Origin of the sequence: Pseudomonas helvetica, assembly GCF_039908645.1 — a bacterium.
Lineage (GTDB): Bacteria > Pseudomonadota > Gammaproteobacteria > Pseudomonadales > Pseudomonadaceae > Aquipseudomonas > Aquipseudomonas helvetica.
Genome location: NZ_CP150917.1, coordinates 2,997,878 through 3,020,845 on the forward strand (window position 1 = coordinate 2,997,878; position 22,968 = coordinate 3,020,845).

23 protein-coding genes are annotated in these 22,968 nt (G+C 59.9%); 8 read left to right on the top strand and 15 right to left on the bottom strand.

Annotation, left to right across the window (positions count from 1 at the left end; genetic code table 11):
• Positions 1-103 precede the first annotated feature (103 nt).
• A complete protein-coding gene (gene fabV, locus AABM55_RS13825) occupies positions 104-1,300 on the top strand; it encodes an enoyl-ACP reductase FabV (protein WP_054597105.1) in 1,197 nt (398 codons plus the stop codon).
• Positions 1,301-1,359: 59 nt separating this feature from the next.
• Here fabV and AABM55_RS13830 read toward each other — a convergent pair whose 3' ends face one another.
• The 3 genes from AABM55_RS13830 to AABM55_RS13840 all read right to left on the bottom strand — a co-directional run bounded on the left by AABM55_RS13830 (position 1,360) and on the right by AABM55_RS13840 (position 3,147).
• The gene (locus tag AABM55_RS13830) at positions 1,360-2,025 is read right to left on the bottom strand and encodes an HTH domain-containing protein (RefSeq protein WP_347929887.1); all 666 of its coding nucleotides are present in this window, start codon (positions 2,023-2,025) and stop codon (positions 1,360-1,362) included.
• Between the two features lie 19 nt (positions 2,026-2,044).
• Positions 2,045-2,674 (bottom strand): hypothetical protein, encoded by a 630-nt coding sequence (locus AABM55_RS13835; RefSeq protein ID WP_054597107.1) that lies wholly within the window; start codon positions 2,672-2,674, stop codon positions 2,045-2,047.
• A gap of 143 nt (positions 2,675-2,817) precedes the next feature.
• A complete protein-coding gene (locus AABM55_RS13840; protein WP_103314450.1) occupies positions 2,818-3,147 on the bottom strand; it encodes a DHCW motif cupin fold protein in 330 nt (109 codons plus the stop codon).
• 194 nt (positions 3,148-3,341) lie between these two features.
• Here AABM55_RS13840 and AABM55_RS13845 point away from each other — a divergent pair, with 194 nt between their 5' ends.
• On the top strand, positions 3,342-3,542 hold the full coding sequence (locus tag AABM55_RS13845; RefSeq protein ID WP_347929888.1) for a hypothetical protein: 201 nt from the start codon (positions 3,342-3,344) through the stop codon (positions 3,540-3,542).
• Between the two features lie 69 nt (positions 3,543-3,611).
• Here AABM55_RS13845 and AABM55_RS13850 read toward each other — a convergent pair whose 3' ends face one another.
• Positions 3,612-3,896: a hypothetical protein gene (locus tag AABM55_RS13850; RefSeq protein ID WP_054597110.1), complete on the bottom strand. Its 285-nt coding sequence runs from the start codon at positions 3,894-3,896 to the stop codon at positions 3,612-3,614.
• A gap of 276 nt (positions 3,897-4,172) precedes the next feature.
• Between AABM55_RS13850 and AABM55_RS13855 the strand changes: the two genes are divergently transcribed.
• Positions 4,173-4,760, top strand: coding sequence for a LysE family translocator (locus AABM55_RS13855; protein WP_054597111.1), 588 nt, complete (start codon positions 4,173-4,175; stop codon positions 4,758-4,760).
• A 10-nt stretch (positions 4,761-4,770) separates the two neighbouring features.
• Here AABM55_RS13855 and AABM55_RS13860 read toward each other — a convergent pair whose 3' ends face one another.
• Both AABM55_RS13860 and AABM55_RS13865 read right to left on the bottom strand, forming a co-directional pair.
• Positions 4,771-5,604 (bottom strand): AraC family transcriptional regulator, encoded by an 834-nt coding sequence (locus AABM55_RS13860; RefSeq protein WP_347929889.1) that lies wholly within the window; start codon positions 5,602-5,604, stop codon positions 4,771-4,773.
• 37 nt (positions 5,605-5,641) lie between these two features.
• Positions 5,642-6,145, bottom strand: a complete 504-nt coding sequence (locus tag AABM55_RS13865; RefSeq protein WP_347929890.1) for a VOC family protein — start codon at positions 6,143-6,145, stop codon at positions 5,642-5,644.
• Between the two features lie 281 nt (positions 6,146-6,426).
• Between AABM55_RS13865 and AABM55_RS13870 the strand changes: the two genes are divergently transcribed.
• The 3 genes from AABM55_RS13870 to AABM55_RS13880 are packed head-to-tail and all read left to right on the top strand — an operon-like array spanning position 6,427 to position 9,639.
• A complete protein-coding gene (locus AABM55_RS13870) occupies positions 6,427-6,888 on the top strand; it encodes a (2Fe-2S)-binding protein (protein WP_054598315.1) in 462 nt (153 codons plus the stop codon).
• Between the two features lie 2 nt (positions 6,889-6,890).
• A complete protein-coding gene (locus AABM55_RS13875) occupies positions 6,891-9,059 on the top strand; it encodes a xanthine dehydrogenase family protein molybdopterin-binding subunit (RefSeq protein ID WP_347929891.1) in 2,169 nt (722 codons plus the stop codon).
• Between the two features lies 1 nt (position 9,060).
• Complete coding sequence (locus AABM55_RS13880; protein ID WP_347929892.1) at positions 9,061-9,639, top strand: hypothetical protein; 579 nt, start codon at positions 9,061-9,063, stop codon at positions 9,637-9,639.
• Positions 9,640-9,675: 36 nt separating this feature from the next.
• On the opposite strand, the gene AABM55_RS13885 is transcribed toward AABM55_RS13880, so the two are convergent.
• The gene (locus AABM55_RS13885) at positions 9,676-10,101 is read right to left on the bottom strand and encodes a VOC family protein (protein ID WP_103314458.1); all 426 of its coding nucleotides are present in this window, start codon (positions 10,099-10,101) and stop codon (positions 9,676-9,678) included.
• Between the two features lie 114 nt (positions 10,102-10,215).
• Between AABM55_RS13885 and AABM55_RS13890 the strand changes: the two genes are divergently transcribed.
• A complete protein-coding gene (locus AABM55_RS13890) occupies positions 10,216-11,082 on the top strand; it encodes a LysR family transcriptional regulator (protein WP_347929893.1) in 867 nt (288 codons plus the stop codon).
• Between the two features lie 259 nt (positions 11,083-11,341).
• Here the strand turns inward: AABM55_RS13890 and fabI are convergent, their stop codons facing one another.
• The 8 genes from fabI to gloB form a co-directional block, all read right to left on the bottom strand.
• On the bottom strand, positions 11,342-12,136 hold the full coding sequence (gene fabI, locus AABM55_RS13895) for an enoyl-ACP reductase FabI (RefSeq protein WP_054597118.1): 795 nt from the start codon (positions 12,134-12,136) through the stop codon (positions 11,342-11,344).
• Between the two features lie 19 nt (positions 12,137-12,155).
• Positions 12,156-13,766, bottom strand: coding sequence for an ABC transporter ATP-binding protein (locus tag AABM55_RS13900; protein ID WP_054597119.1), 1,611 nt, complete (start codon positions 13,764-13,766; stop codon positions 12,156-12,158).
• 1 nt (position 13,767) lies between these two features.
• Positions 13,768-14,787, bottom strand: a complete 1,020-nt coding sequence (locus tag AABM55_RS13905; RefSeq protein WP_054597120.1) for an ABC transporter permease — start codon at positions 14,785-14,787, stop codon at positions 13,768-13,770.
• Position 14,788: 1 nt separating this feature from the next.
• Positions 14,789-15,862: a microcin C ABC transporter permease YejB gene (locus tag AABM55_RS13910; RefSeq protein ID WP_347929894.1), complete on the bottom strand. Its 1,074-nt coding sequence runs from the start codon at positions 15,860-15,862 to the stop codon at positions 14,789-14,791.
• A gap of 1 nt (position 15,863) precedes the next feature.
• On the bottom strand, positions 15,864-17,705 hold the full coding sequence (locus tag AABM55_RS13915; protein ID WP_347929895.1) for an extracellular solute-binding protein: 1,842 nt from the start codon (positions 17,703-17,705) through the stop codon (positions 15,864-15,866).
• Complete coding sequence (locus tag AABM55_RS13920) at positions 17,702-19,531, bottom strand: extracellular solute-binding protein (RefSeq protein WP_347929896.1); 1,830 nt, start codon at positions 19,529-19,531, stop codon at positions 17,702-17,704. The genes AABM55_RS13915 and AABM55_RS13920 overlap by 4 nt, the downstream gene beginning before the upstream one ends.
• Before the next feature lie 253 nt (positions 19,532-19,784).
• Positions 19,785-21,218 (bottom strand): transglycosylase SLT domain-containing protein, encoded by a 1,434-nt coding sequence (locus AABM55_RS13925; protein ID WP_054597123.1) that lies wholly within the window; start codon positions 21,216-21,218, stop codon positions 19,785-19,787.
• A gap of 99 nt (positions 21,219-21,317) precedes the next feature.
• The gene (gloB, locus tag AABM55_RS13930; protein WP_347929897.1) at positions 21,318-22,085 is read right to left on the bottom strand and encodes a hydroxyacylglutathione hydrolase; all 768 of its coding nucleotides are present in this window, start codon (positions 22,083-22,085) and stop codon (positions 21,318-21,320) included.
• Positions 22,086-22,150: 65 nt separating this feature from the next.
• Here gloB and AABM55_RS13935 point away from each other — a divergent pair, with 65 nt between their 5' ends.
• On the top strand, positions 22,151-22,909 hold the full coding sequence (locus AABM55_RS13935; protein ID WP_054597125.1) for a class I SAM-dependent methyltransferase: 759 nt from the start codon (positions 22,151-22,153) through the stop codon (positions 22,907-22,909).
• Positions 22,910-22,968 lie beyond the last annotated feature (59 nt).

The window sequence follows — 22,968 nt, forward strand, 5'->3', positions numbered from 1 at the left end:
AGGTCAATGAATCGGCCCGCCACCGTGACGCTTCCGTTTTCCCAGCGTCTATGACTTTTATAGCCAGTATTGGCTCTCGGCATCTTGGAAGAGGGAGATATTTATGATCGTTAAACCGCGCGTTCGTGGTTTTGTTTGTGTGACTACCCACCCCACTGGCTGCAAAGCCAACGTCAAGAATCAGATCGACTACGTCCGTGCGCAAGGACAGATCACCGATGGGCCAAAGAATGTCCTGGTGCTCGGCGCATCGACCGGTTACGGACTTGCTGCGCGCATCACCGCGGCCTTTGGTTGCGGCGCCAAGACGCTGGGTGTGTTCTTCGAACGTGAAAGCGTCGAGGGCAAGCTCGGCACAGCCGGCTGGTACAACACTGCGGCCTTCCACACGTTCGCCGAAGCGGAAGGTCTCTACGCCAAGAGCATCAACGGTGATGCGTTCTCCGATGAAGTCAAGCGCCTGACCATCGAGACCATCAAGCGCGACCTGGGCAAGATCGACCTGGTGGTCTACAGCCTCGCCGCACCGCGTCGTACCGATCCGAAAACCGGTGAAGTCTACAGCTCGACGCTCAAGCCGGTCGGCAAGTCGGTTACCCAGCGCGGCCTGAACACCGACAAGGAAGAGGTCAACGTGACCACCTTGGCCGAAGCGACCCAGGAAGAAATCGACGGTACCGTCAAGGTCATGGGTGGCGAAGACTGGCAGATGTGGATCGACGCCCTGCACGAAGCCGGCGTTCTGGCCGAGGGGGCGAAAACCACGGCATTCACGTACCTGGGCGAAAAGCTGACCCATGACATTTACTGGAATGGCTCCATCGGCGCGGCGAAGAAAGACCTGGACCAGAAAGTCCTGAGCATTCGCGAGCGACTGGCGGACCTGGGCGGCGATGCACGGGTTTCGGTATTGAAAGCGGTAGTGACCCAGGCCAGCTCGGCGATCCCGATCATGCCGCTGTACCTGTCCTTGCTGTTCAAGGTCATGAAAGAGCAGGGCACACACGAAGGCTGCATCGAGCAGGTCTACGCGCTCTACAAGGACAGCTTGTTCGGCCATCCTCCGGTCATGGACGAAGAAGGGCGTCTGCGCGCGGATTACAAGGAGCTGGCGCCTGAAGTCCAGGAGCGCGTCAAGCTACTCTGGGATCAGGTCAGCAATGAAAACCTTTACGAACTCACCGACTTTGCCGGTTACAAGGCAGAGTTCCTGCGCCTGTTCGGCTTCGGGATCGAAGGGGTGGACTACGAGGCTGACGTCGATCCGGACGTCAAGATCGCCAACCTGGTCCAGGCTTAAGTCTCAAGGGTAAACAGCTGCCTCGACGTCGTGAACGCGAGGCAGCTGCTGTTTGCCGATCATCGAGCCGTTGCTGGATCGGGTGGTGCATCCTTTCCAGCCTCGGCTTGATGCTCGATCGGCCGAAGCTTGAATCGGCAGACATTACCGCCCCGTACCATGCACTCCGTATGGTCGACTTCGGCTCCCCCCAACGTCCCGATCAACGCCAGATCCAGCTCACACACCACCGGATAGGCCGCGGCCAAGCGGTGGAAGACGCAGTTGTGCGCGACGATTTCCTTGTCGTCGGATGAGCGAAAGAACACCTGCGCTTCGTATCCCGCCTGGTTCATGTGTTGCACGATTTTTGTTTCGTCAACCACCTGACGTTCACGGTCCAAGGCCATTTTGCGGCCCATACGGCGCATCAGCGAAGCCAGTTCGACGGGGCCGATGATGTCGGCCACTTCTTCAATCAGCACACTGGCCAGTAACTGATAGTGGCGAGGGAACTGCTCCCGCGCATGGTCGGTGAGCTGATACAGCTGCTCCGGTCGCCGGCCTGTCGGACGGGTTTCGCCGCGCAGCACCAGTCCGTCACGCTCCAGAGCCGCCAGATGCTGGCGAATCGCGGTGCGTGTGACAGCCAGTTGCTCAGCCAACTCGTCAATGCTCATACCGCCCGCGTGGTGCAGCAGTGCATTGAGCAGGTCCTGCTGCGTACGACCCAATCCTTCAAGCATGGTCTGCGCTCGCTCGGTATCAGAACTTGTCCGGGAACTGTTTGACCAGTGCCGCCGTCAGCGTGTCAGCCAGCGCCAGTATATGGACGCGCATCATCTGCCAGGTCTTCGCTTCAGCGGCATAGTCGTGCGCGGCGAGCTGGTCGATCTGGGCGACGTGGTGGCCGCCGTGAGCTGCCAACATCGTCACCAGCGTGCTTTCAGGCAAGTTAGGGTTGGCGCTGGCGAGAAATGCCGCAATGGCCTTGGCATTGCTCGTCAGTTCTGCGACAGCGGCCTGCTGGCCCTTCTTGTCTTTGGCGACCGTGGCGTCGCTGTAATGTTTCACCGCGCCCCAGTGACCGGCAAGTAGCTTGAGCAGTTGATCGGCAGCGGGCTGGCCATACAGCGGAGCAAGGCTGTTGGCGATGCGGGTTGCGTTGTCTACCACCTGAGCGGCGGCGACCTGGGCTTGTTGATGGTTAGCACTCTGGTTGGCTATCGCGTAATTTCTGGTCCAGAAAATATGCTCGATCCAAAGGCCGCGCAACGACAGGCGCGTGGTGAGCGCGGCGCTCTCGGCTGGTGCAGGCGAGGCGGGGGGAGTTTGACTCCAGACGGGCTGGGCGCAGAGCGCCAGCAGCAGTAAAGCCAAGGTTTTGATATTCATGACGGCACCCTCTTGTCGTGGGATTGTCCAACAATATCAATTGAAGCATATAAATATGTTTTTATTGGATGTGGGCCGGATTTGCAGATCAATGGTCGTCTTGTGCGTCGTTACCCCTGCGTTTACGGCCCAGCGAGGCGAGGTCAATCAACCACAAACAGCTTCGCCCCCGTCTCCGTCGACGACCGGTGAGACTCCGCATTATCCGCCACTTGATAGCTCATGCCGGGTTTCAGCACGAACTGGCGCCCATCTTCGAGTTCAGTGTGCAGTTCGCCTTCAAGGCACAGCAGGATGTGGCCCTTCAAGCACCAGTGGTCTGCCAGGTAATCGGCGGTGTATTCGATCATTCGCACGCGAATTGCGCCGAACTGCTGGGTGCGCCAATAGGCGCTGCCGCGTTCGCCGGCGTGGACGGTGGGTTCGACGGTCGACCAGTCGGTGGTGCCGAACGGGATGGCTGCTATATCCATGGCGAGCTCTTGAAGTCGGGAGAGAGTACCGATTTACGCAGCTGGTGGCAGGTTGTCAATTGATGGGATATCTCCAGAAGCTGAACCCAGACTGTCAGCCTGCAATGTTTCATTATGTTTCAGCTAATCTGGCGGCGTAGGATGCTTGACTCGGATCGTGCATCGCCTCGTTTCCAGCCAAGGGGAACTGAACAATGAAGTTGAACCTCGTCAAAGTCTTTTTGATCACCGGCACGTTGTTGTTGAGCGCGTGCTCTGGCGTGACGACCAGCAGCTGTTTTTCAGACGATTGCCATCAATTCGACGGCCGTAGTGCCAACAAGATGAGTTTTGGTGGAAGCCCGATCGGCAACAGCTTCAATCAATACAGTTCGGGGCTGTTGCAGCACGACTGATTCGGCCATTTGCAAACCGCATACGCCGATGGCAATCATCGGCGTACTGATCTCTGTGTTCCCACAATCCTAAACGTACGGCTGGCCGCTGAATCCCCGTGGGAGTCGTTGCTGGCCCGGCATCTCGCTGAGTCTTTTGATCCAGGACGCGCGCCAGTCAATCGAGGCGTGGGCGACTTTGGCTCTACGCGCCGCTCGACGTGCGGCGTTGCGAGCGTCTTTTCGGGCGTCCTTGAACGCGTCGGTATTGCGGCAGCTGCGGCATTTGACGCGGGCAAATTCAGTCGTAGACGGAAGATTGCTGCCATGGCGGCCGCAAGCCAGGTGCCCGGCAGTTTTATAGTGAGTCACCATCGGAGGATCTCCTTTGCAATGATTTCGGCGTAGCGCAAGGGTCACTTGCCACATCCCTGTCGGTGACTCTGCTCTTCTGTCTGGACTCGCTGCCCGTTCAACGGTGTGAGGGGGCAGAGACCGCGATCCCATTACTATTAATGACACCTGGGTGACCGACGCGTTCGATCTGAAATGTCGAGGACTGCACGGGGGTGTTTTTCTTCAATACAGGCCTATCAGCGTTCTCCTACTTTGAGCGCCGGGATGTCCCGAAGTTATTGAAGAAGGTGCGCAATGAGTCTGATCATTTCCATGGCCGCGTTTGCGCTGGCGTCGTCGATCACCCCTGGGCCGGTGAACATCGTTGCACTGAGCTCCGGCGCGCAGTACGGCTTTCGCGCCAGCCAACGGCATGTAGCGGGTGCAACGCTGGGGTTTGTGCTGTTACTGGTGTTGATGGGGTTGGGCCTGCATGAACTGCTAAAACTCTGGCCATCGCTGACACGGGCGGTGCAGTTGTTCGGGGTGGCGTTCCTGTTGTTCATGGCCTGGAAGCTCGCCACTGACGATGGTCGGCTCAGTGCAGGTGATTCAGGACAAGCGCCGACGATGTTCTACGGCGCGCTGATGCAATGGCTAAACCCGAAAGCCTGGCTGGCCTGTGTCGCGGGGATGGGGGCTTTTGTTGCCGACGGCGAAGCGCAGCTGGTCTGGCAGTTTGCCGCGGTGTATCTGGTGGTCTGCTACCTGTCGGTGGCCTGCTGGGCTTATGCCGGGACCTTTCTGCGACAGTACCTGAGCAATGCCGGCGGCATGCGGTTGTTTAATCGGTTCATGGCGTCGTTGCTGGCGGTGAGTGCGGGTTACTTGCTGTTGCCATAAATCTCGGGCTTTAACCGCGATACTGCCCCGGCGTCGCGGCCAAATGCTGTTTGAACGCTCGCTGAAAATGCGCCTGATCAGAGAACCCGGCTTCCAGCGCCACGTCGGCAATCAACTTGCCTCGACGCAGTTGGCTGCGGGCGAACTGGATGCGATGGTTGACCAGAAACGCGTGGGGTGTCATGCCGTAATGCTGCTTGAAAGCACGGATCAGGTACGATGCAGACAGATCTTCCGCCTCGCAGATGTCTTCGAGTTTCAGCGACAGGGTGCAGTTGTCGCGGATGTACTCGGCCGCTCGCTCCAGCTTGAGGTTGGGTTCGCGAACGCTCAATTCAGCCGGATTGAGCGTTTGCTGCACTTGAGTAAAAAACGCTACGGCGGCACTGTGTTTTTGCAGCGTCTCCAGCTGCTCGTCGAGCAATATGTCATACAGCTGATTGAGCCCGCTAAACAGCCCGGCGTCGTTGCAGTGGGTGGTTGAAAAGCGCCGAAAGTCCAGCTCTTTGCTGAACCCCAGTTGATGCTGAAGGTCGTTCAACCACGGCGTATCGACATACAGCATGCGATAAGACCAGGGCTGATTGTCGATCGGGTTACAGGCATGGACATCGCCGGGGTTCATCAGCACCACGGTGCCGCTGCCGACTTCAAACGCGGCGTGTTCATGGAGATAGGTGCTGCGCCCGGCGGTGATCGCACCGATGGAAAAAAACTCGTGGGAATGTCGGGCGTAACAGACTTCGCGGCCATCAGCGATGGAGCGCGCTTCGATGAAGGGCAGTGCGTCATCGCGCCAGAAGCGAGGGGCTTTGTCGGCATTTTTGGCGATGGCGTGTTTCATCCGCGAGCGTCCTTTGGCAGTTCAGTTGGGGAGTGTATTAGCTCTCGCCATTAAAGGCTCGCTCGAGTGTGGCGATGTCGAGTTTCTTCATCTGCAACATTGCCTGCATGACGCGCTGGGATTTGGCGGTGTCCCTGTCGGTCATCATTTCCATCATCACCACCGGCACGATTTGCCAGGACAGGCCGAACTTGTCCTTGAGCCAGCCGCATTGCTGGGCCTTTTTGTCACCACCGGCAGACAGCGCATTCCAGAAGTGGTCGATTTCATACTGGGTATGGCAGTTGACCTGGAACGAGACGGCCTCGTTAAAGCGAAACACCGGGCCGCCATTGAGTGCGGTAAAGGTCTGGCCATCGAGCATGAAGCTGACAGTCATCACTGAACCCTCGGGCCGGCCATGGAGCTCGAAACCGACCTTGCCATAATGAGTGATGGCGGTAATGGTCGAGTGCTCGAACACCGAACAGTAGAACTGTGCAGCGGCTTCGGCCTGATCGTCGAACCACAGGCAGGGCGTGAGCTTCTGAATGCGCGACATGAAGGTTCTCCTCCAGGAATGATCAGGCTGGACTATTAGCGTAGTCAGCCGGTGATCGTCAGGCGTAACCGTCAATCGACAAGCTGCGGGTGTAGGTCGGTTGATGCTTTGAAACACAGGGCTGCTTCCTGGGAAGTGACCCTTTTTTGTGACCGGTGGTCGCGCAAACCAAGGCTTCGGGAAAATTGCGCTTAGCTCAATGGATAAACCGAGGCGCGCGTAGGCAGTCGTTGCCACAGTGACGCCATGAAAGGACATCGTGAGTGACTGAGGAGACCGCCGTGCTGACGCTCAATATCAATGGCAAAGACCAATCCCTGGACGTGCCCGGCGACATGCCGCTGTTGTGGGTATTGCGCGATGTCGCGCACTTGACCGGCACCAAGTTCGGCTGCGGCATGGCCCAGTGCGGCGCCTGCACGGTGCATGTCGACGGCGCGCCGTTGCGCTCCTGCATCACTCCGGCGGCAGCCGTCGCCAACGGGCAAAAAATCCTCACCATCGAAGGCTTGTCGAGCGACGGTTCGCACCCGGTGCAACGCGCCTGGGCCGAGATCGACGTGGTGCAATGTGGTTATTGTCAGTCGGGGCAGATCATGTCGGCGGCGGCTTTATTGGCGAAAATCCCGTCGCCGAGCGACAGCGATATCGATCAGGCGCTGTCGGGCAATATCTGTCGGTGCGGGACCTACCCGCGCATTCGTGCGGCGGTCAAACGTGCTGCGCAAATCGGGGAGGCATAACGATGAATGCGAAGATCGAGACTTCTCGACGGGATTTTTTGAAAAGCACTGCCGTGCTCGGTGCAGGGCTGGTGGTGGCGTTTGTCATTCCGGGAGCCAATCGCTTTGCCCAGGCGGCATCGACGCCGGACGCGGTGTTCGCCCCCAATGCCTTTTTGCGCATCGCGCCCGATGGCAGCGTGACCATTCTGTTGGGGCACTCCGAAATGGGGCAGGGGATCTGGACGGGCCTGACCATGTTGATCGCCGAAGAGCTGGATGCCGACTGGACGAAAATCCGCGTCGAGCATGCACCGGCATCGGCAGCCGATTATGGTTTGCCGGCCTTTGGCGGCATGCAGATCACCGGTGGCTCGACCTCGACCTGGATGGAATTCGACCGCTACCGTCAGGCTGGCGCTGCCGCACGCTTGATGTTGATCGAGGCCGCCGCCAAGCGCTTCAACGTCGCACCCTCAAAGGTCCGAACCGAACCGGGCGTGGTGATTGCCGGCGATCAGCGCGCCACTTACGGTGAGTTGGCCAATGACGCCGGCCAACTGCCGGTGCCCGATCCGGCGTCGATCAAGCTCAAGGACGCCAAGGACTGGAAGATCATCGGCAAACCGACCAAGCGCCTGGATACCCCGGAAAAAATCACCGGCCAGGCGAAATTCGGCATGGATGTGCAGTTCGATGGATTGCTGACGGCCGTGGTTGCACGCCCGCCGGTGTTTGGTGGCAGTGTCAAATCATTCGATGGCGCGGCGGCATTGGCGCTGCCGGGCGTGCATAAAGTCGTGCAGGTGCCAACAGGCATTGCGGTGGTGGCCGATCATTATTGGGCCGCCAAACTCGGTCGCGATGCGTTGAAAATCGACTGGGACCTGGGACCCAATGCCGGGCTCGACAGTGATGCCTTGCTGCAAAATTTCCGCAAGCTCGCCGCGATCCCCGGCACTCCGGCCAGCCAGGCGGGCGACATCAGCGCCGCGCTGAGCAAGGCGGTGAAGACGATTGATGTTGAATACAGCGTTCCCTATCTGGCTCATGCACCGATGGAGCCGCTCAACTGCACGGTGAAAATCACCCCGGACAAATGCGAGATCTGGACCGGCACCCAATTCCAGACGCTGGACCAAATGATTGCGGGGAAAATCACCGGGCTCAAACCCGAGCAGGTCGAGATTCATACCGAATTCCTCGGGGGTGGTTTTGGCCGTCGAGCCAATCCGACCTCGGACTTTGTCAGCGAGGCGGTGCAAGTCGCGAAGGCGGCCGTTGCGCCAGTGAAAACCGTCTGGTCGCGGGAGGATGACATACGCGGTGGTTACTACCGCTCGGCGTTCCTCCATCACGCGCGCATTGGCCTGGATGCCAAGGGCATGCCCCAGGCCTGGCAGCACGTACTGGTCGGGCAGTCGATCATGGACGGCACCCCATTCGAGGCGACGATGGTCAAGAATGGCGTCGATGCGACCTCGGTCGAAGGCGTGGCCGACAGTCCGTATATCAAGGGCCTGGCCAACCACCTGGTCGATCTGCATTCGCCGAAAACCGGCATCAGCGTGTTGTGGATGCGTTCTGTGGGGCACACGCACACCGCATTTGTCGTCGAGTCACTGATCGATGAACTGGCCACGGCGGCCGGCAAGGATCCAGTGGAATATCGACGGGCCTTGCTCAAGGAGCATCCGCGCCATCTCGGGGTGCTGAACCTGGCGGTGGAGAAGGCCAACTGGAAGGCGCCGCTGCCTGCGGGGCACGCGTTGGGCGTGGCGGTGCATGAGTCTTTTGGCAGTTACGTCGCGCAGGTGGCCGAGGTGTCCCAGGACAACCTGAAGATTCGTGTGCACCGCGTGGTCTGTGCGGTCGATTGCGGTGTCGTGGTGAACCCGGCGAGCATCGCTGCGCAGATGGAGTCGGGCATCACCTTTGGCCTGGGGTTCACCTTGCACAGCAAGCTGACCTTCAAGGACGGGAAAGTGGTGCAGTCCAATTACCATGACTTTCAGGTGTTGCGCCTGAATGAAATGCCCGTGGTCGAGGTGCACATCGTCCCCAGCACAGAAAAACCGGGCGGTATCGGCGAGACCGGGGTACCACCGACGGCGCCGGCGGTGGCCAATGCAGTGTTTGCCCTGACCGGGCAACGCTTGCGTGAACTGCCCTTGCAACTGGCGGGGGTGTGAAATGAGACGGCATCTGTTTCTGGGCGCGCTGCTGTTGCTCGGGGGCGGTGGTTACACCTCTGAGCTGTTTGCCGACGATCAAGCCGCACTGGCGGCGTTTGCCACGGTGCAGAAGGTGTTCCAGAGCCCGCGTTGCCAGAACTGCCATATCCCCGGTGACTCGCCCTTGCAGTTCGACGCCGGGAAACCGCATGCCATGAACGTGGTTCGCGGCACTGACGGCAAGGGGGCGGCGGGCCTGCCCTGTGCAACCTGCCACGCCGACACCAACCCGCCCGCCAGTTATGGCCCCCACGCACCACCCGGTGCACCGCATTGGGGGCTGCCATCAGCTGCACACAAAATGGCCTGGATCGGCTTGCCGGCTGATCGGCTGTGCCAGATGATCAAGGACCGTTCGAGCAACGGCGACCGTGATTTTGCCGCGCTGATCACCCATGTCAGTGACGACAAACTGGTGCTCTGGGGCTGGAATCCTGGTGGCAACAGGACACCGGTGCCGGTGCCTCACGATATTTTTGTCACCCAATTCAAGCTGTGGGCAGACGCGGGTGGGCCATGTCCGGTGGCGGGGAGCTAGACGGGATCCGCTCGCAGGCCGGCATGATGCTGAAGGTTACTTGGCGAACAACTGGTCGATGTCCTTGAACGCCTTGAACTCCAGCGCGTTGCCGCACGGATCGAACAGAAACATCGTCGCCTGTTCGCCCACCAGTCCTTTGAAGCGAATGCCGGGCTCGATCACGAAACGCGTGCCCAACGATGTGAGCCGTTCGGCCAGGGACTCCCATTCCTCCATCGACAGCACCACGCCGAAATGCGGGACCGGCACGTCGTGACCGTCCACGGCATTGGTGTGGGCGGATTCCTGGGTGGCGGTTTTCGGGTGTTCGTGGATGACCAATTGGTGGCCGAAAAAGTTGAAGTCCACCCAGTGCTCGCTGGAGCGTCCTTCCTCCAGGCCGAACACCTGGCCATAGAAAAGCCGCGCGGCGGCAAGGTCATACACCGGAATGGCCAGATGAAAAGGGGAGAGACGCATGGTGTTCAAGCCTCGATGACAGGAGAGTTGAGCTGATTCTAGTCTTGTGATTTTTGATTAAAAGACGATAATTTTTGCCTCCAGCTCAAATAAAATCGATCAATCGAGGCGCTCATGCTGCGTGAACTGAAAACCTTCATCGCCGTGACTCGCTATGGCACGTTCGCCGCAGCCGGCATGCACATTGGCCTCACGCAATCGGCCGTCAGCGCGCAAATGCGCAACCTGGAGCAGGCGTTGGGTATTCGCCTGTTTGACCGCACCGGGCGTCAGGCCATCCTCAACGCGGCCGGGCAGCGAGCGTTGCCGATGGCCCGGGAAATCCTCGAAACTTTTCAGCGCATGGCCGTCAGTGACGACGTCAGCGAGTTTCGCGGCGAATTGAGGGTCGGCGCTGTGGCGACCGCCCAAACCGGTTTGCTGCCCCAGGCATTGCTGCGCTTGCGGCAGCAGGCGCCGTTGCTCGAGCCGAAACTGGTACCTGGCGTGTCACTCAACCTGTTGAGTCAGGTCGACGCTGGCGAACTTGATCTGGCGATCCTGATCAAGCCACCCTTTGAACTGCCCAAGGAGCTGTCGGCCCAGGTGATCCGGCAGGAGCCTTTTGTGTTGATCGTGCCGCCGGACCTTGAAGGCGAGGATCCATTGCAGATACTCAGCACGCATCCACAGGTGCGTTATGACCGCAACTCGTTCGGTGGCCGGCTGGTGACAGGCTTTCTGCGCGAGCAGCATATCGAGGTCAAAGTCGCGCTGGAGCTGGATGAGCTGGAAGCGATTGTGAAAATGGTCGAGTGCGGGCTGGGGGTGGCGTTGATTCCCCGGGCGGGGCTTTGGCTGGACTATGGCGCAAAGGTCAGGATCATCTCGCTGGGCGAACTGACGTTCTATCGGGAGATCGTGCTGTTGCAGCGCTACAGCCAGCGTACACAACCGATCCAGCAGTTGTTTGCGCGATGTTTGTCGAATGTCGAAGGGTAGCCCTCGCAGGGTGTGGGGGTGACCATCTCATTAACCGCCAATCGGCGTAATGCTGTTCACTTAAGCCGATGTTTCAGGCACATCCGTAGTTGTGGCGAGGGAGCTTGCTCCCGCTGGACTGCGTAGCAGGCCCAATTCAGGGCCGCTTCGCGCCCCAGCGGGAGCAAGCTCCCTCGCCACAGATACTTCTCAGGCCTCCAGACTTCCTTAAGTGAACAGCATTGCGCCAATCGGCGGGTTTCTTGTTAACGCGTGAAGATCACTCTTCGATGTTGCCCATGGCGGTGGTGTTGAAGCCGCCGTCCACGTACATGATTTCGCCGCTGATGCCGGACGCCAGGTCCGAGCACAGGAAGGCGCCGGCATTGCCGACTTCGTCGATGGTGACGTTGCGACGCAGCGGTGTTTGCGCTTCGTTGGCGGCCAGCATTTTACGGAAGTTCTTGATGCCGGAAGCGGCGAGGGTGCGGATCGGGCCAGCCGATACGGCGTTGACGCGGGTGCCTTCCGGGCCCAGGGAGCCGGCCAGGTAACGTACGCCAGCTTCCAGCGAAGCCTTGGCCATGCCCATTACGTTGTAGTTCGGCATGGTGCGCTCGGCGCCCAGGTACGACAGGGTCAGCAGGCTGCCATTGCGGCCTTTCATCATCTCGCGGCCCGCTTTGGCCAGGGCCACGAAGCTGTAGGCGCTGATGTCGTGAGCGATGCGGAAACCTTCACGGGTGGTGGCTTCGGTGAAGTCGCCGTCCAGTTGGTCGCCCGGAGCGAAGCCAACGGAGTGCACGATGCAGTCCAGGCCGTCCCATTTTTTGCTCAGTTCTTCAAAAACCCTGGCGATTTCTTCATCGCTGGCCACGTCGCACGGGAAGCACAGCTCAGGGCTCGAACCCCAGCCTTGTGCGAACTCTTCGACACGACCCTTGAGTTTGTCGTTCTGATAAGTGAAGGCAAGCTCAGCGCCCTCGCGATGCATGGCGGCAGCGATGCCGGATGCGATGGACAGCTTGCTGGCGACACCGACGATCAGTACGCGCTTACCGGCGAGAAAACCCATGTGTTGCTCCTCTTTCAGGTTATTGCGCAGTGGCTGGTGCCAGGAAAGCGGCCTCCAGCAACTGCTGTGTATAAGGATGTTGCGGTGCGGCAAAGATACCTTGCGCGTCACCTTGTTCGACCACTTGGCCGTGCTTGATCACCATCAACTGGTGACTCAGCGCTTTAACCACCGCCAGGTCATGGCTGATGAACAGATACGTCAGGTTGTACTTGCTTTGCAGTGAGCGCAGCAGTTCAACCACTTGGCGTTGCACGGTGCGGTCGAGGGCCGAGGTCGGCTCGTCCAGCAAGATCAACGCCGGTTTCAGTACCAGGGCTCGGGCAATGGCGATTCTCTGCCGTTGCCCGCCGGAAAACTCGTGGGGATAGCGGTGCCGGGTTGCCGGGTCCAGACCGACTTCCTTGAGTACCGCGATAATCGCCAGCTCCTGCTCGGTCTCTGTACCGATCCGGTGTATACGCAGGCCTTCGCCGACGATCTGGCTCACGCTCATCCGTGGGCTCAGGCTCCCGAAGGGGTCCTGAAACACCACCTGCATTTCCCGCCGTAGCGGCCTTACCTGTTGTTGCGAAAGGCAATCCAACGACTTGCCTTCAAAACGGATCGCGCCTTTGCTGGCAATCAACCGCAAAATCGCCAGACCCAGCGTGGACTTGCCCGAACCGCTCTCGCCGACAATGCCCAGGGTCTGTCCCTGAGGCAGGCTGAAGTTGATTCCGTCCACGGCTTTGACGTAATCGACGGTGTTGCGCAAAAAGCCTTTTTTGATCGGGAACCAGACTTTCAGGTCCTCGACTTGCAGCAGTGGCGGGCCGATGACATTGGTTGCCGGGTTGCCACGAGGCTCCGCTGCCAGCAGCTCCCGGGTGTAAGGATGCTGCGGCGCGCGGAACAACTCCTCGCACGACGCCTGTTCGACGATGCAACCCTTTTGCATGACACATACGCGATGCGCGACTCTTTGGACCAGGTTCAAGTCGTGGCTGATCAGCAACAGGGCCATGCCCAGACGGGCTTGCAACTCCTTGAGCAGTTCGAGGATTTTCAGCTGAACCGTCACGTCCAGTGCGGTGGTCGGTTCGTCGGCGATCAGCAGTTCCGGTTCGTTGGCCAGGGCCATGGCGATCATCACGCGCTGACGCTGGCCGCCGGACAATTCATGGGGCAGGGCCCTGAGCCGTTTGTGCGGCTCGGGAATTCCCACCAGTTCCAGCAGCTCCAGGGTTCGCTGGGTCGCGACCTTGCCGGTCAGGCCTTTGTGAATGCCCAGCACCTCGTTGATCTGTTTCTCGATCGAGTGCAGCGGGTTCAGCGAGGTCATCGGCTCCTGAAAGATCATCGCAATCCGGTTGCCACGAATGTGCCGGATGGTTTTCTCTTTCAGCGACAGCAGGTCATGCCCGGAGTAGGTGATGGTGCCGGTGGGGTGGCGCGCCAAGGGGTAGGGCAGCAGGCGCAGGATCGAGTGCGCTGTCACCGATTTGCCGGAGCCGCTTTCGCCGACCAGCGCCAGGGTTTCACCGCGCTTGATGTCAAAGCTGACGCCTTCCACCACCCGTTGCACGCTTTCGCCGACCACAAACTCGACAGAGAGGTTGCGCACTTCGATCAGATTGTCCTGATTCATTTCACTTCCTCGGGTCGAAGGCATCGCGAGCGGACTCGCCGATAAACACCAGCAAACTCAACATCAGCGCCAGCACCGCAAAGGCGCTCATGCCCAGCCACGGTGCTTGCAGGTTGGATTTGCCCTGAGCCACCAGTTCACCCAGCGATGCACTGCCTGCCGGCAGGCCGAAGCCGAGGAAGTCCAGCGCGGTCAGGGTGCCGATAGCGCCCGTGAGGATGAACGGCATGAAGGTCATGGTCGAGACCATGGCGTTGGGCAGGATGTGCTGGAACATGATTGCGCCGTTCTGCATCCCCAGCGCGCGGGCGGCGCGTACGTATTCCAGGTTACGCCCACGCAGGAACTCGGCGCGGACCACGTCGACCAGGCTCATCCAGGAAAACAGCAGCATGATCCCCAGCAACCACCAGAAGTTTGGCTGCACGAAACTGGCGAGGATGATCAGCAGGTACAACACCGGTAAACCCGACCAGATCTCCAGGAAGCGCTGCCCGGCCAAATCGACCCAGCCGCCATAGAAACCCTGCAAGGCGCCGGCAATCACGCCGATGATCGAACTGAGAATGGTCAGCGTCAGCGCAAACAGCACCGACACCCGGAAGCCGTAAATCACCCGCGCCAGCACGTCGCGGCCCTGATCGTCGGTACCCAGCAGGTTGTCTGCCGAGGGCGGTGCCGGGGCCGGGACTTTCAGGTCGTAGTTGATGCTTTGGTAACTGAACGGGATCGGCGCCCACAAAGTCCAGGCGTCCTTGGCCTTGAGCAGTTCGCGGATGTACGGGCTCTTGTAGTTGGCTTCCAGCGGGAATTCGCCGCCGAAGGTGGTTTCCGGGTAACGCTTGAGCGCCGGGAAATACCATTGGCCGTCGTAATGCACCGCCAGCGGCTTGTCATTGGCGATCAGCTCGGCACCAAGGCTTGCGCCAAACAGGATCAAAAACAGCCATAGCGACCACCAGCCACGCTTGTTGGCCTTGAACCGTTCGAAACGTCGGCGATTGAGAGGGGACAGGTTCATCTCAATGCTCCCGGTGTTCGAAGTCGATCCGTGGATCGACCAGGGTGTAGGTGAGGTCGCCGATCAGTTTCACCACCAGCCCCAGCAGGGTGAAGATGAACAGGGTGCCGAACACCACCGGGTAGTCGCGGTTGATCGCTGCTTCAAAACTCATCAGGCCCATGCCGTCGAGCGAGAAGATCACTTCCACCAGCAACGAACCAGTGAAGAAAATCCCGATGAAGGCTGAAGGGAAGCCGGCGATCACCAGCAGCATGGCGTTGCGAAACACATGGCCATAGAGCACGCGATGGCGGGTCAGGCCCTTGGCCTTAGCGGTGACGACGTACTGTTTGTTGATCTCGTCGAGGAAGCTGTTTTTGGTCAACAGGGTCATGGTCGCGAAGTTACCGATCACCAGTGCCGTCACCGGCAGCGCGATGTGCCAGAAGTAATCGCGGACCTTGCCCATCCAGCTCAATTCACTGAAGTTGTTCGAGGTCAGGCCGCGCAGGGGAAACCAGTCCAGGTAGCTGCCGCCGGCAAACACCACGATCAGCAGGATCGCAAACAGGAACGCCGGGATCGCGTAGCCGACGATGATCGCCGAACTGGTCCACACGTCGAAGTGGCTGCCGTGCCGGGTGGCCTTGGCGATCCCCAGCGGGATCGACACCAGGTACATGATCAGCGTGCTCCAGAGCCCGAGGGAAATCGACACCGGCATCTTTTCCTTGATCAGGTCGATGACCTTGGCGTCCCGGAAGAAGCTGTCGCCGAAATCCAGGGTGGCGTAGTTCTTGATCATGATCCACAAGCGTTCCGGCGCCGACTTGTCGAAGCCGTACATGTGCTCGATTTCCTTGACCAGCGCCGGGTCCAGGCCCTGCGCGCCGCGATAGCTGGAACCTGCCACCGAGACTTCGGCACCGCCGCCGGCAATGCGGCTGGTAGCGCCTTCGAAGCCTTCGAGCTTGGCGATCATCTGTTCCACCGGGCCGCCGGGCGCGGCCTGGATGATCACGAAGTTGATCAGCAGAATGCCGAACAGGGTTGGAATGATCAGCAACAGTCGCCGAAAAATATACGCCAGCATCTTATTGCTCCATGCCCGCAGGATCGGCTTGTTCTTTGGTCAGCACTTCGATCGCAGGTTTTGCATCGGGTTTGACCCACCAGGTGGAAATGCCCACGTCATTGGTCGGAGGGACTTTTGGGTGGCCAATGTGATTCCAGTACGCAACGCGCCAAGTCTTGATGTGCCAGTTGGGGATCACGTAATAGCCCCATTGCAACACCCTGTCGAGCGCCCGGGCGTGGGCCACCAGGCTTTTGCGCGAGTCAGCGTTGATCAGCTCTTCGACCAGTTCATCGACTACCGGGTCTTTCAGGCCCATATAGTTTCGGCTGCCGGGTTTGTCGGCGCTTTCGGACTTCCAGAATTCGCGCTGTTCGTTACCCGGTGAGCTGGATTGCGGGAAGCTGCCAACCACCATGTCGAAGTCGCGCGAGCGCACGCGGTTGATGTACTGCGACACGTCGACCCGACGAATCACCAGGTCGATCCCCAGGTCGCTCATGTTGCGTTTGAACGGCAACAGCACCCGCTCGAACTCGGTCTGCGCCAGCAGGAATTCGATGCTGACCGGTTTGCCGGTGGTATCGACCATCTTGTCGTCGACGATTCGCCAGCCGGCTTCCTGTAACAGTTGATAGGCCTTGCGCTGCTGGGTGCGGATCATTCCGCTGGCATCGGTCACCGGGTTCTGGAACGCTTCGCTGAAGACCTGCTCGGGGATTTTGCCCCGGAACGGATCGAGGATCGCCAGTTGATCCTGATCCGGCAGGCCGGTGGCGGCCATTTCCGAGTTTTCGAAGTAGCTGCGGGTGCGCGCGTAGGCGCCGTTGAACAGCTGCTTGTTGGTCCATTCAAAATCCAGCAACAGGCTCAGGGCCTGGCGCACGCGCACGTCCTGGAATATCGGGCGGCGCAGGTTGAAGACAAAACCCTGCATGCCGGTGGGGTTACCGTTAGGGATCTGTTCCTTGATCAGGCGACCCTCGGTGACAGCCGGAATGTTGTAGGCGTTGGCCCAGTTTTTCGCGGTCATTTCCAGCCAGTAATCGAACTGTCCGGCCTTCAGTGCTTCCAGCGCGACGGTGTTGTCGCGGTAGTAATCGATGGTCATGTTGTCGAAGTTGTAAAAGCCCCGATTGACCGGCAGGTCCTTGCCCCAGTAGTCCTTGACCCGCTCATAGCGGATCGAGCGCCCGGCCTTGACCTCGCTGACCTTGTACGGGCCGCTGCCCAGCGGAATCTCCAGATTGCCCTTGCTGAAGTCGCGGTGTTCCCACCAGTGCTTGGGTAATACCGAGAGCTGTCCAAGGATCAGCGGCAGCTCGCGGTTGCTGGTGTGCTTGAAGGTGAACAGTACCCGCAACGGGTCCTCGGCGATCACGTTGTCGACGTCGCTGTAGTATTCGCGATACAGCGGCGAGCCGCTTTTCATCAGGGTCTGGAAGCTGAACACCACGTCTTCGGCACGCACCGGATGGCCGTCATTAAAGCGTGCCTCGGGGCGCAGGTAAAAGCGCACCCACGTGTTGTCTGGAGCTTTCTCGATCTTGCCGGCGATCAGGCCGTACTCGGTGACGGGTTCGTCAAGGCTCTGTCTGGCCAGCGTGTCATAGATCAGGTTGATATCGCCGGCGGGTACGCCTTTGCTGATGAACGGGTTGAGGCTGTCGAAGCCGCCGAAGCCGGCCTGGCGGAAGGTCCCGCCCTTGGGCGCGTCCGGGTTCACGTAGTCGAAATGCTTGAAATCGGCCGAGTATTTCGGCGGCTCGTTGTACAGGGTCAAGGCGTGCTGCGGGGCAGCGTGGGCCGTGCAGGCAAGCCCTGCAAAGACCAGACCCAGCAGGGTACGCAAACGCATCATTGGGCTTTCTCCGAAGTCTTCAGCCACCACGCATTCAGCCCCAGGGTGTAGGGCGGCGTGGTGACGAAGGCGAACCGGTTGCGGTACGCCAGGCGATGATAATTGATATACCAGTTGGGGATGCAGTAGTGCTGCCACAGCAGCACCCGGTCCAGCGCTTTGCCGGCCGCCAGTTGCTCGTCACGGGATTTTGCCGCGAGCAGCTGTTCCAGCAAATGATCGACCACCGGGTTGGCAACACCCGCGTAATTCTTGCTGCCCTTGACCGAGGCCTGGCTCGAGTGGAAGTACTGCCACTGCTCAAGTCCGGGGCTGAGGGTCTGGTCAAGGGTCATCAGGATCATGTCGAAATCGAACTGGTCCAGACGCTGTTTGTATTGGGCACGGTCGACGGTGCGCAGGTGCGCGTCAATGCCGATACTGGCGAGGTTCTCGGCGTAGGGTTGGAGAATGCGTTCCAGGTTCGGATTGACCAGCAGGATCTCGAAACGCAGTGGCTGCCCGGCCGCATTCTGCAGGCGCTGGCCATTGAGCTTCCAGCCAGCCTCGGCGAGCAAACCCAGCGCCCGGCGCAGGGTTTCCCGGGGGATGCCGCGGCCGTCGGTCTGCGGCAGGCTGAAGGGCTCGGTGAACAGCTTGGCGGGGAGCTGATCGCGGTAGGGCGAGAGCATCAGCCATTCATGGCCGACCGGAACGCCTGTGGCTGTGAACTCGCTGTTGGGGTAATAACTCATGGCCCGTTTGTAGGCACCGCTGAACAGAGCGCGATTGGTCCATTCGAAGTCGAACATCAAGCCGAGGGCTTCACGCACCTTGTCGTCGGCGAACGTACTGCGCCGGGTGTTCATGAACAGGCCCTGGGTCTGGGTTGGAATCTGGTGGTCGATCTGCGCCTTGATCACCTCGCCACGCCGCACGGCCGGGAAGCTGTAGCCATTGGCCCAGTTCTTGGCCTGGTGCTCGATGTAGATATCGAACTCGCCGGCCTTGAATGCCTCGAACGCCACGTCGCTGTCTCGATAAAACTCGACCTCGACGCGATCATAGTTGTACTTGCCGCGGTTGACCGGCAGGTCCTTGCCCCAGTAATCCTTGACCCGCTCGAACACCAGTTGCCGCCCCGGCTGAACCTCGGTGATGCGGTAAGGGCCACTGCCCAGCGGCGGTTCGAAGGTGGTCGCCTTGAAGTCGCGACCTTCCCAGTAATGCTGCGGCAACACCGGCAACTCGCCCAGGCGCTGGATCAGCAACGGATTACCGGTACGCTTGAACACGAAACGGATGCGCTGTGGGTTGAGGATGTCGACCCGCTGCACTTCCTGAAGATTGGTGCGGTATTGCGGATGACCTTCCTTGAGCAACAAGCGATAGGAAAACGCGACGTCGTAGGCGGTGATCGGTGTGCCGTCGTGAAAGCGTGCTTGCGGGCGCAGGTTGAACACGACCCAGCTGCGGTCTTCGCTGTATTCGACAGACTGGGCGATCAACCCGTAACTGGAGGCGGGTTCATCGCCGGACGGCGCGTACTGCCCCGTACCGACCATCAACGGTTCGTTCAGCTCGTTGATGCCGTACTGCAGAAAGTTCGGGGTCGCGACCGGGCTGGTGCCCTTGAAGGTGTAGGGGTTGAGCGTATCGAAGGTGCCAAATGCCATGACCCGCAATGTACCGCCCTTGGGCGCTTGCGGATTGACCCAGTCGAAGTGGGTGAATTTGGCCGGGTACTTGAGTGTGCCGAACTGCGCATAACCATGGCTTTCGCTGATCGTTGCGCTTGCGGGGAAGCTCAAGGCCAGACTGATTAGGAGCAGGAGGGGACGTATCAAGGCAGAGATCCGGTCCAGGCGGCTTGGGCTTTGTGGACCGTACAGTAACAGCTTGTATCGACAGGAAAAAGGTAGGGGCTAAGGTAGGGCTTTTTGTGGCGAGGGAGCTTGCTCCCGCTCGCCTGCGCAGCAGGCGTGAACCCCGTGTATGTGATGTGCCTGAAAGAACCGGATGACACGTTTTGGGGCCGCTTCGCAGCCCAGCGGGAGCAAGCTCCCTCGCCACAAAAAGCCCCAATGCCTGGGGCGCGACTTAACGCGGGGAAGAAACCGTCAGCACCTGTCCAGGCTTGAGGGCCTGGCCAACACGTGGATTCCAGCGCTTGAGGTGTTGCATCTCGACGTTGAAGCGCTTGGCGACGATGTACAGCGAGTCGCCTTGCTTGACCTTGTATTGGGTCTGCTTCTTGCTGTTGGCTGCAACCACCGTGCTGATGCGTCCACCGCTGCGCTTGCTCTTGCTGGTGTCTCGCATCACCAGGGTCTGGCCAACCTTGAGGTCCTTGCCGTTCAGCTTGTTCCAGTGTTGCAGGTCCTTGACCTCGACTTTGTTGGCCTTGGCGATCTGCGTCAGGTTGTCGCCGCGTTTGACCCGGTAGCTGCGCTTGAGCGTTGCCAGCTCGCGGTCGTCTGCACCTTCGAAAACCGGTTTGAGCGGACGCTGGCTGATCAGCTCTTCGGGTTTCATGGTCGACAGGCTGGCGGTCAGCAACTGCGCCTTGGACGTCGGCACCAGCAGGTGCTGGGGACCGTCGATGGTGGTGCGTTGCTTGAAGGCCGGGTTGAGCTGGAACAGTTCGTCTTCGTCGATATTGGCCACCGCGGCAACCTTGGACAGGTCCATGCGCTGGTTGATTTCGACGACTTCAAAATAGGGCTGGTTGGCGATCGGGTTGAGGTTCACGCCATAGGCTTCTGGCGACAGCACGACTTGTGACAAGGCCAGTAGCTTGGGCACATAGGCCTGGGTTTCCGCCGGCAGTGGCAGGTTCCAGTAGTCGGTTGGCAGGCCGAGCTTTTCGTTGCGCTCGATGGCCCGGCTGACCGTGCCTTCACCGGCGTTGTAGGCCGCCAGGGCCAGCAGCCAGTCACCGTTGAACATGTCGTGCAGGCGGGTCAGGTAGTCCATCGCCGCGATGGTCGACGCGGTAATGTCGCGGCGACCGTCATAGAAGCGGGTTTGACGCAGGTTGAAGTAACGCCCGGTGGACGGGATGAACTGCCACAGGCCGACCGCATCGGCGCGCGAATAGGCCATCGGGTTGTAGGCGCTTTCAATCACCGGTAACAGCGCCAGTTCCAGCGGCATGTTGCGTTCTTCAAGGCGTTCGACGATGTAGTGGATGTACAGGCTGCCACGTTCGCTGGCGCCTTGCAGAAACGATGGATTGCTGGCGAACCACAGGCGCTGTTGCTCGATGCGCGGGTTGACGCCCAGCCCGTCCTGCAACTGGAAGCCCTGGCGCATGCGCTCCCAGACGTCCTGCGCGGCTTGGGGGCTTGGCTTCTCGTTGATCCAGATAGGTTTTTGTTTGGTCCGGGTAGAAAGCGTATGTGCCACGTCGGTTTGTGGCACCTGACTGGTGCTTTGGCAGCCCGCCAGGGTGGCGGACACAGCCACCGCGATGGCTTGAGCCAAGCGGGTCAATGCGTCTGAATTGATGGATTTACGAATAGATGACGACATTGGCTGGAAGTTAGTTCCGGGCAAAAATGTCGGGCGATTCTAGAAAGCGTACGGGGTGCGGTCAACCATTCAGAATTTTTGTACCAATAGTGGCCCTCTCTAGAACGTATCTTTCCAAGCCCGAAGAGCCGCAAAAACCTCACTCGGAGCCCGGTTATCCTGGCCATTCCGTTCGTCTACTTTTTCTTTAACAGATGTTTCGCCAGTACGTAGAAAAGGGTTGGTGAGCTTCTCCAGCGCCAGGGTCGACGGTAGCGACATGCCACCCGACTCGCGTAATTGGGAGACTTTCTCGAGACGCTCGGCAATGTCCGGGTTGTTCGGCTCGACAGCCGCGGCGAAGCGCAGATTGCTCAGGGTGTACTCGTGGGTGCAGTACACCAGCGTGTCTTCGGGCAACGCGGCCAGGCGGCTGAGGGAGTGGTGCATTTGTGCCGGCGTACCTTCGAACAGGCGTCCGCAACCGGCGGCGAACAGGGTGTCGCCACAGAACAGCAGCCCCTGATGGTAGTAAGCGATATGACCCAGTGTGTGGCCTGGCACCGCATACACGTCGAACTCCCGGCCGAGTACGTTGACGCGATCATTATCGTTCAGGGCGATGTCGCGTCCGGGGATATTTTCGCTGGCCGGGCCGTAGACCGTGGCGCCCGTCGCTTTTTTGAGTTGCTCGACGCCACCGACGTGATCATGGTGGTGATGGGTGACCAGGATGTCGCTGAGCTGCCATCCCGGATGCATGGCCAACCAGGCCTGCACGGGGGCGGCATCACCCGGATCGACCACGGCGCAGCGCTGGCTGCGGTGATCCTGTAACAACCAGATGTAGTTGTCGGTGAAGGCGGGAAGGGCACTGATCTGTATCATCGCAGGATTCGCCAAGCGGAAAACAATGGTGCATCTTAGAGCTTCTTGGCGAGTTGGAGAATGCAATGACCGATAAAGCGTTCGCTCAGGCTGATCCTGACTGGCTGGCATTGATCAGTGCCGCTCGCGAGTGGCTGTCAGGTCCCATCGGCCAATTTTTGTTGAATGAAGAACGCCGGATGCTCGAAGACGAACTGGGGCGTTTCTTTGGCGGCTACCTGGTGCATTACGGTCCTTCGGCCGAAACACCACCGGCAGCGAAGCAGGTGCAGCGCAATGTCCGTCTGGGAGCGCCGCTGCCGGGGGTGGAAATAGTCTGCGAAGAACAGGCCTGGCCGATCAGTGAGCACGCCGCCGACGTGGTGGTGATGCAGCACGGGCTGGATTTCTGCCTGTCGCCGCATGGCCTGCTGCGCGAGGCCGCCAGCGCGGTGCGTCCCGGCGGGCACCTGCTGATTGTCGGGATCAACCCCTGGAGCAGTTGGGGGTTGCGCCACATGTTTGCGAGCGACGCCATGCGCAAGGCGCGCTGCATTTCGCCGTCGCGGGTCGCCGACTGGCTCAACCTGCTGGGGTTCGCGCTGGAGAAACGCCGCTTCGGGTGCTATCGTCCGCCGCTTGCGTCCCCGGCGTGGCAAGCCCGCTTGGCCGGTTGGGAACGCAAGGCCGGTGACTGGCAGCTGTCCGGTGGCGGTTTCTATTTATTGGTGGCGCGCAAGATCGTCGTCGGCTTGCGACCGGTCCGCCAGGTGCGCCGCGAGCCTATGGGCAAGTTGATCCCGCTGCCGATGGCCAAGGTCAATCGACGCCACAGCGAGCCGTAATAAACATTTTATTTTCCCGGCCGGGCTTGCCCGGCCTTGGGCGTTGTCGATCATAGATC

Excerpts from the sequence above, each read along its gene's own strand:
- AABM55_RS13925 (WP_054597123.1), bottom strand. The coding sequence starts at position 21,218 with ATGTCGTCATCTATTCGTAAATCCATCAATTCAGACGCATTGACCCGC.
- AABM55_RS13905 (WP_054597120.1), bottom strand. The coding sequence starts at position 14,787 with ATGAACCTGTCCCCTCTCAATCGCCGACGTTTCGAACGGTTCAAGGCC.
- AABM55_RS13855 (WP_054597111.1), top strand. The coding sequence starts at position 4,173 with ATGAGTCTGATCATTTCCATGGCCGCGTTTGCGCTGGCGTCGTCGATC.
- gloB (WP_347929897.1), bottom strand. The coding sequence starts at position 22,085 with ATGATACAGATCAGTGCCCTTCCCGCCTTCACCGACAACTACATCTGG.
- AABM55_RS13900 (WP_054597119.1), bottom strand. The coding sequence starts at position 13,766 with ATGAATCAGGACAATCTGATCGAAGTGCGCAACCTCTCTGTCGAGTTT.
- AABM55_RS13840 (WP_103314450.1), bottom strand. The coding sequence starts at position 3,147 with ATGGATATAGCAGCCATCCCGTTCGGCACCACCGACTGGTCGACCGTC.
- fabV (WP_054597105.1), top strand. The coding sequence starts at position 104 with ATGATCGTTAAACCGCGCGTTCGTGGTTTTGTTTGTGTGACTACCCAC.
- AABM55_RS13845 (WP_347929888.1), top strand. The coding sequence starts at position 3,342 with ATGAAGTTGAACCTCGTCAAAGTCTTTTTGATCACCGGCACGTTGTTG.
- AABM55_RS13835 (WP_054597107.1), bottom strand. The coding sequence starts at position 2,674 with ATGAATATCAAAACCTTGGCTTTACTGCTGCTGGCGCTCTGCGCCCAG.
- AABM55_RS13910 (WP_347929894.1), bottom strand. The coding sequence starts at position 15,862 with ATGCTGGCGTATATTTTTCGGCGACTGTTGCTGATCATTCCAACCCTG.
- AABM55_RS13885 (WP_103314458.1), bottom strand. The coding sequence starts at position 10,101 with ATGCGTCTCTCCCCTTTTCATCTGGCCATTCCGGTGTATGACCTTGCC.
- AABM55_RS13915 (WP_347929895.1), bottom strand. The coding sequence starts at position 17,705 with ATGATGCGTTTGCGTACCCTGCTGGGTCTGGTCTTTGCAGGGCTTGCC.
- AABM55_RS13830 (WP_347929887.1), bottom strand. The coding sequence starts at position 2,025 with ATGCTTGAAGGATTGGGTCGTACGCAGCAGGACCTGCTCAATGCACTG.
- AABM55_RS13850 (WP_054597110.1), bottom strand. The coding sequence starts at position 3,896 with ATGGTGACTCACTATAAAACTGCCGGGCACCTGGCTTGCGGCCGCCAT.
- AABM55_RS13860 (WP_347929889.1), bottom strand. The coding sequence starts at position 5,604 with ATGAAACACGCCATCGCCAAAAATGCCGACAAAGCCCCTCGCTTCTGG.
- fabI (WP_054597118.1), bottom strand. The coding sequence starts at position 12,136 with ATGGGTTTTCTCGCCGGTAAGCGCGTACTGATCGTCGGTGTCGCCAGC.
- AABM55_RS13875 (WP_347929891.1), top strand. The coding sequence starts at position 6,891 with ATGAATGCGAAGATCGAGACTTCTCGACGGGATTTTTTGAAAAGCACT.
- AABM55_RS13890 (WP_347929893.1), top strand. The coding sequence starts at position 10,216 with ATGCTGCGTGAACTGAAAACCTTCATCGCCGTGACTCGCTATGGCACG.
- AABM55_RS13880 (WP_347929892.1), top strand. The coding sequence starts at position 9,061 with ATGAGACGGCATCTGTTTCTGGGCGCGCTGCTGTTGCTCGGGGGCGGT.
- AABM55_RS13865 (WP_347929890.1), bottom strand. The coding sequence starts at position 6,145 with ATGTCGCGCATTCAGAAGCTCACGCCCTGCCTGTGGTTCGACGATCAG.
- AABM55_RS13935 (WP_054597125.1), top strand. The coding sequence starts at position 22,151 with ATGACCGATAAAGCGTTCGCTCAGGCTGATCCTGACTGGCTGGCATTG.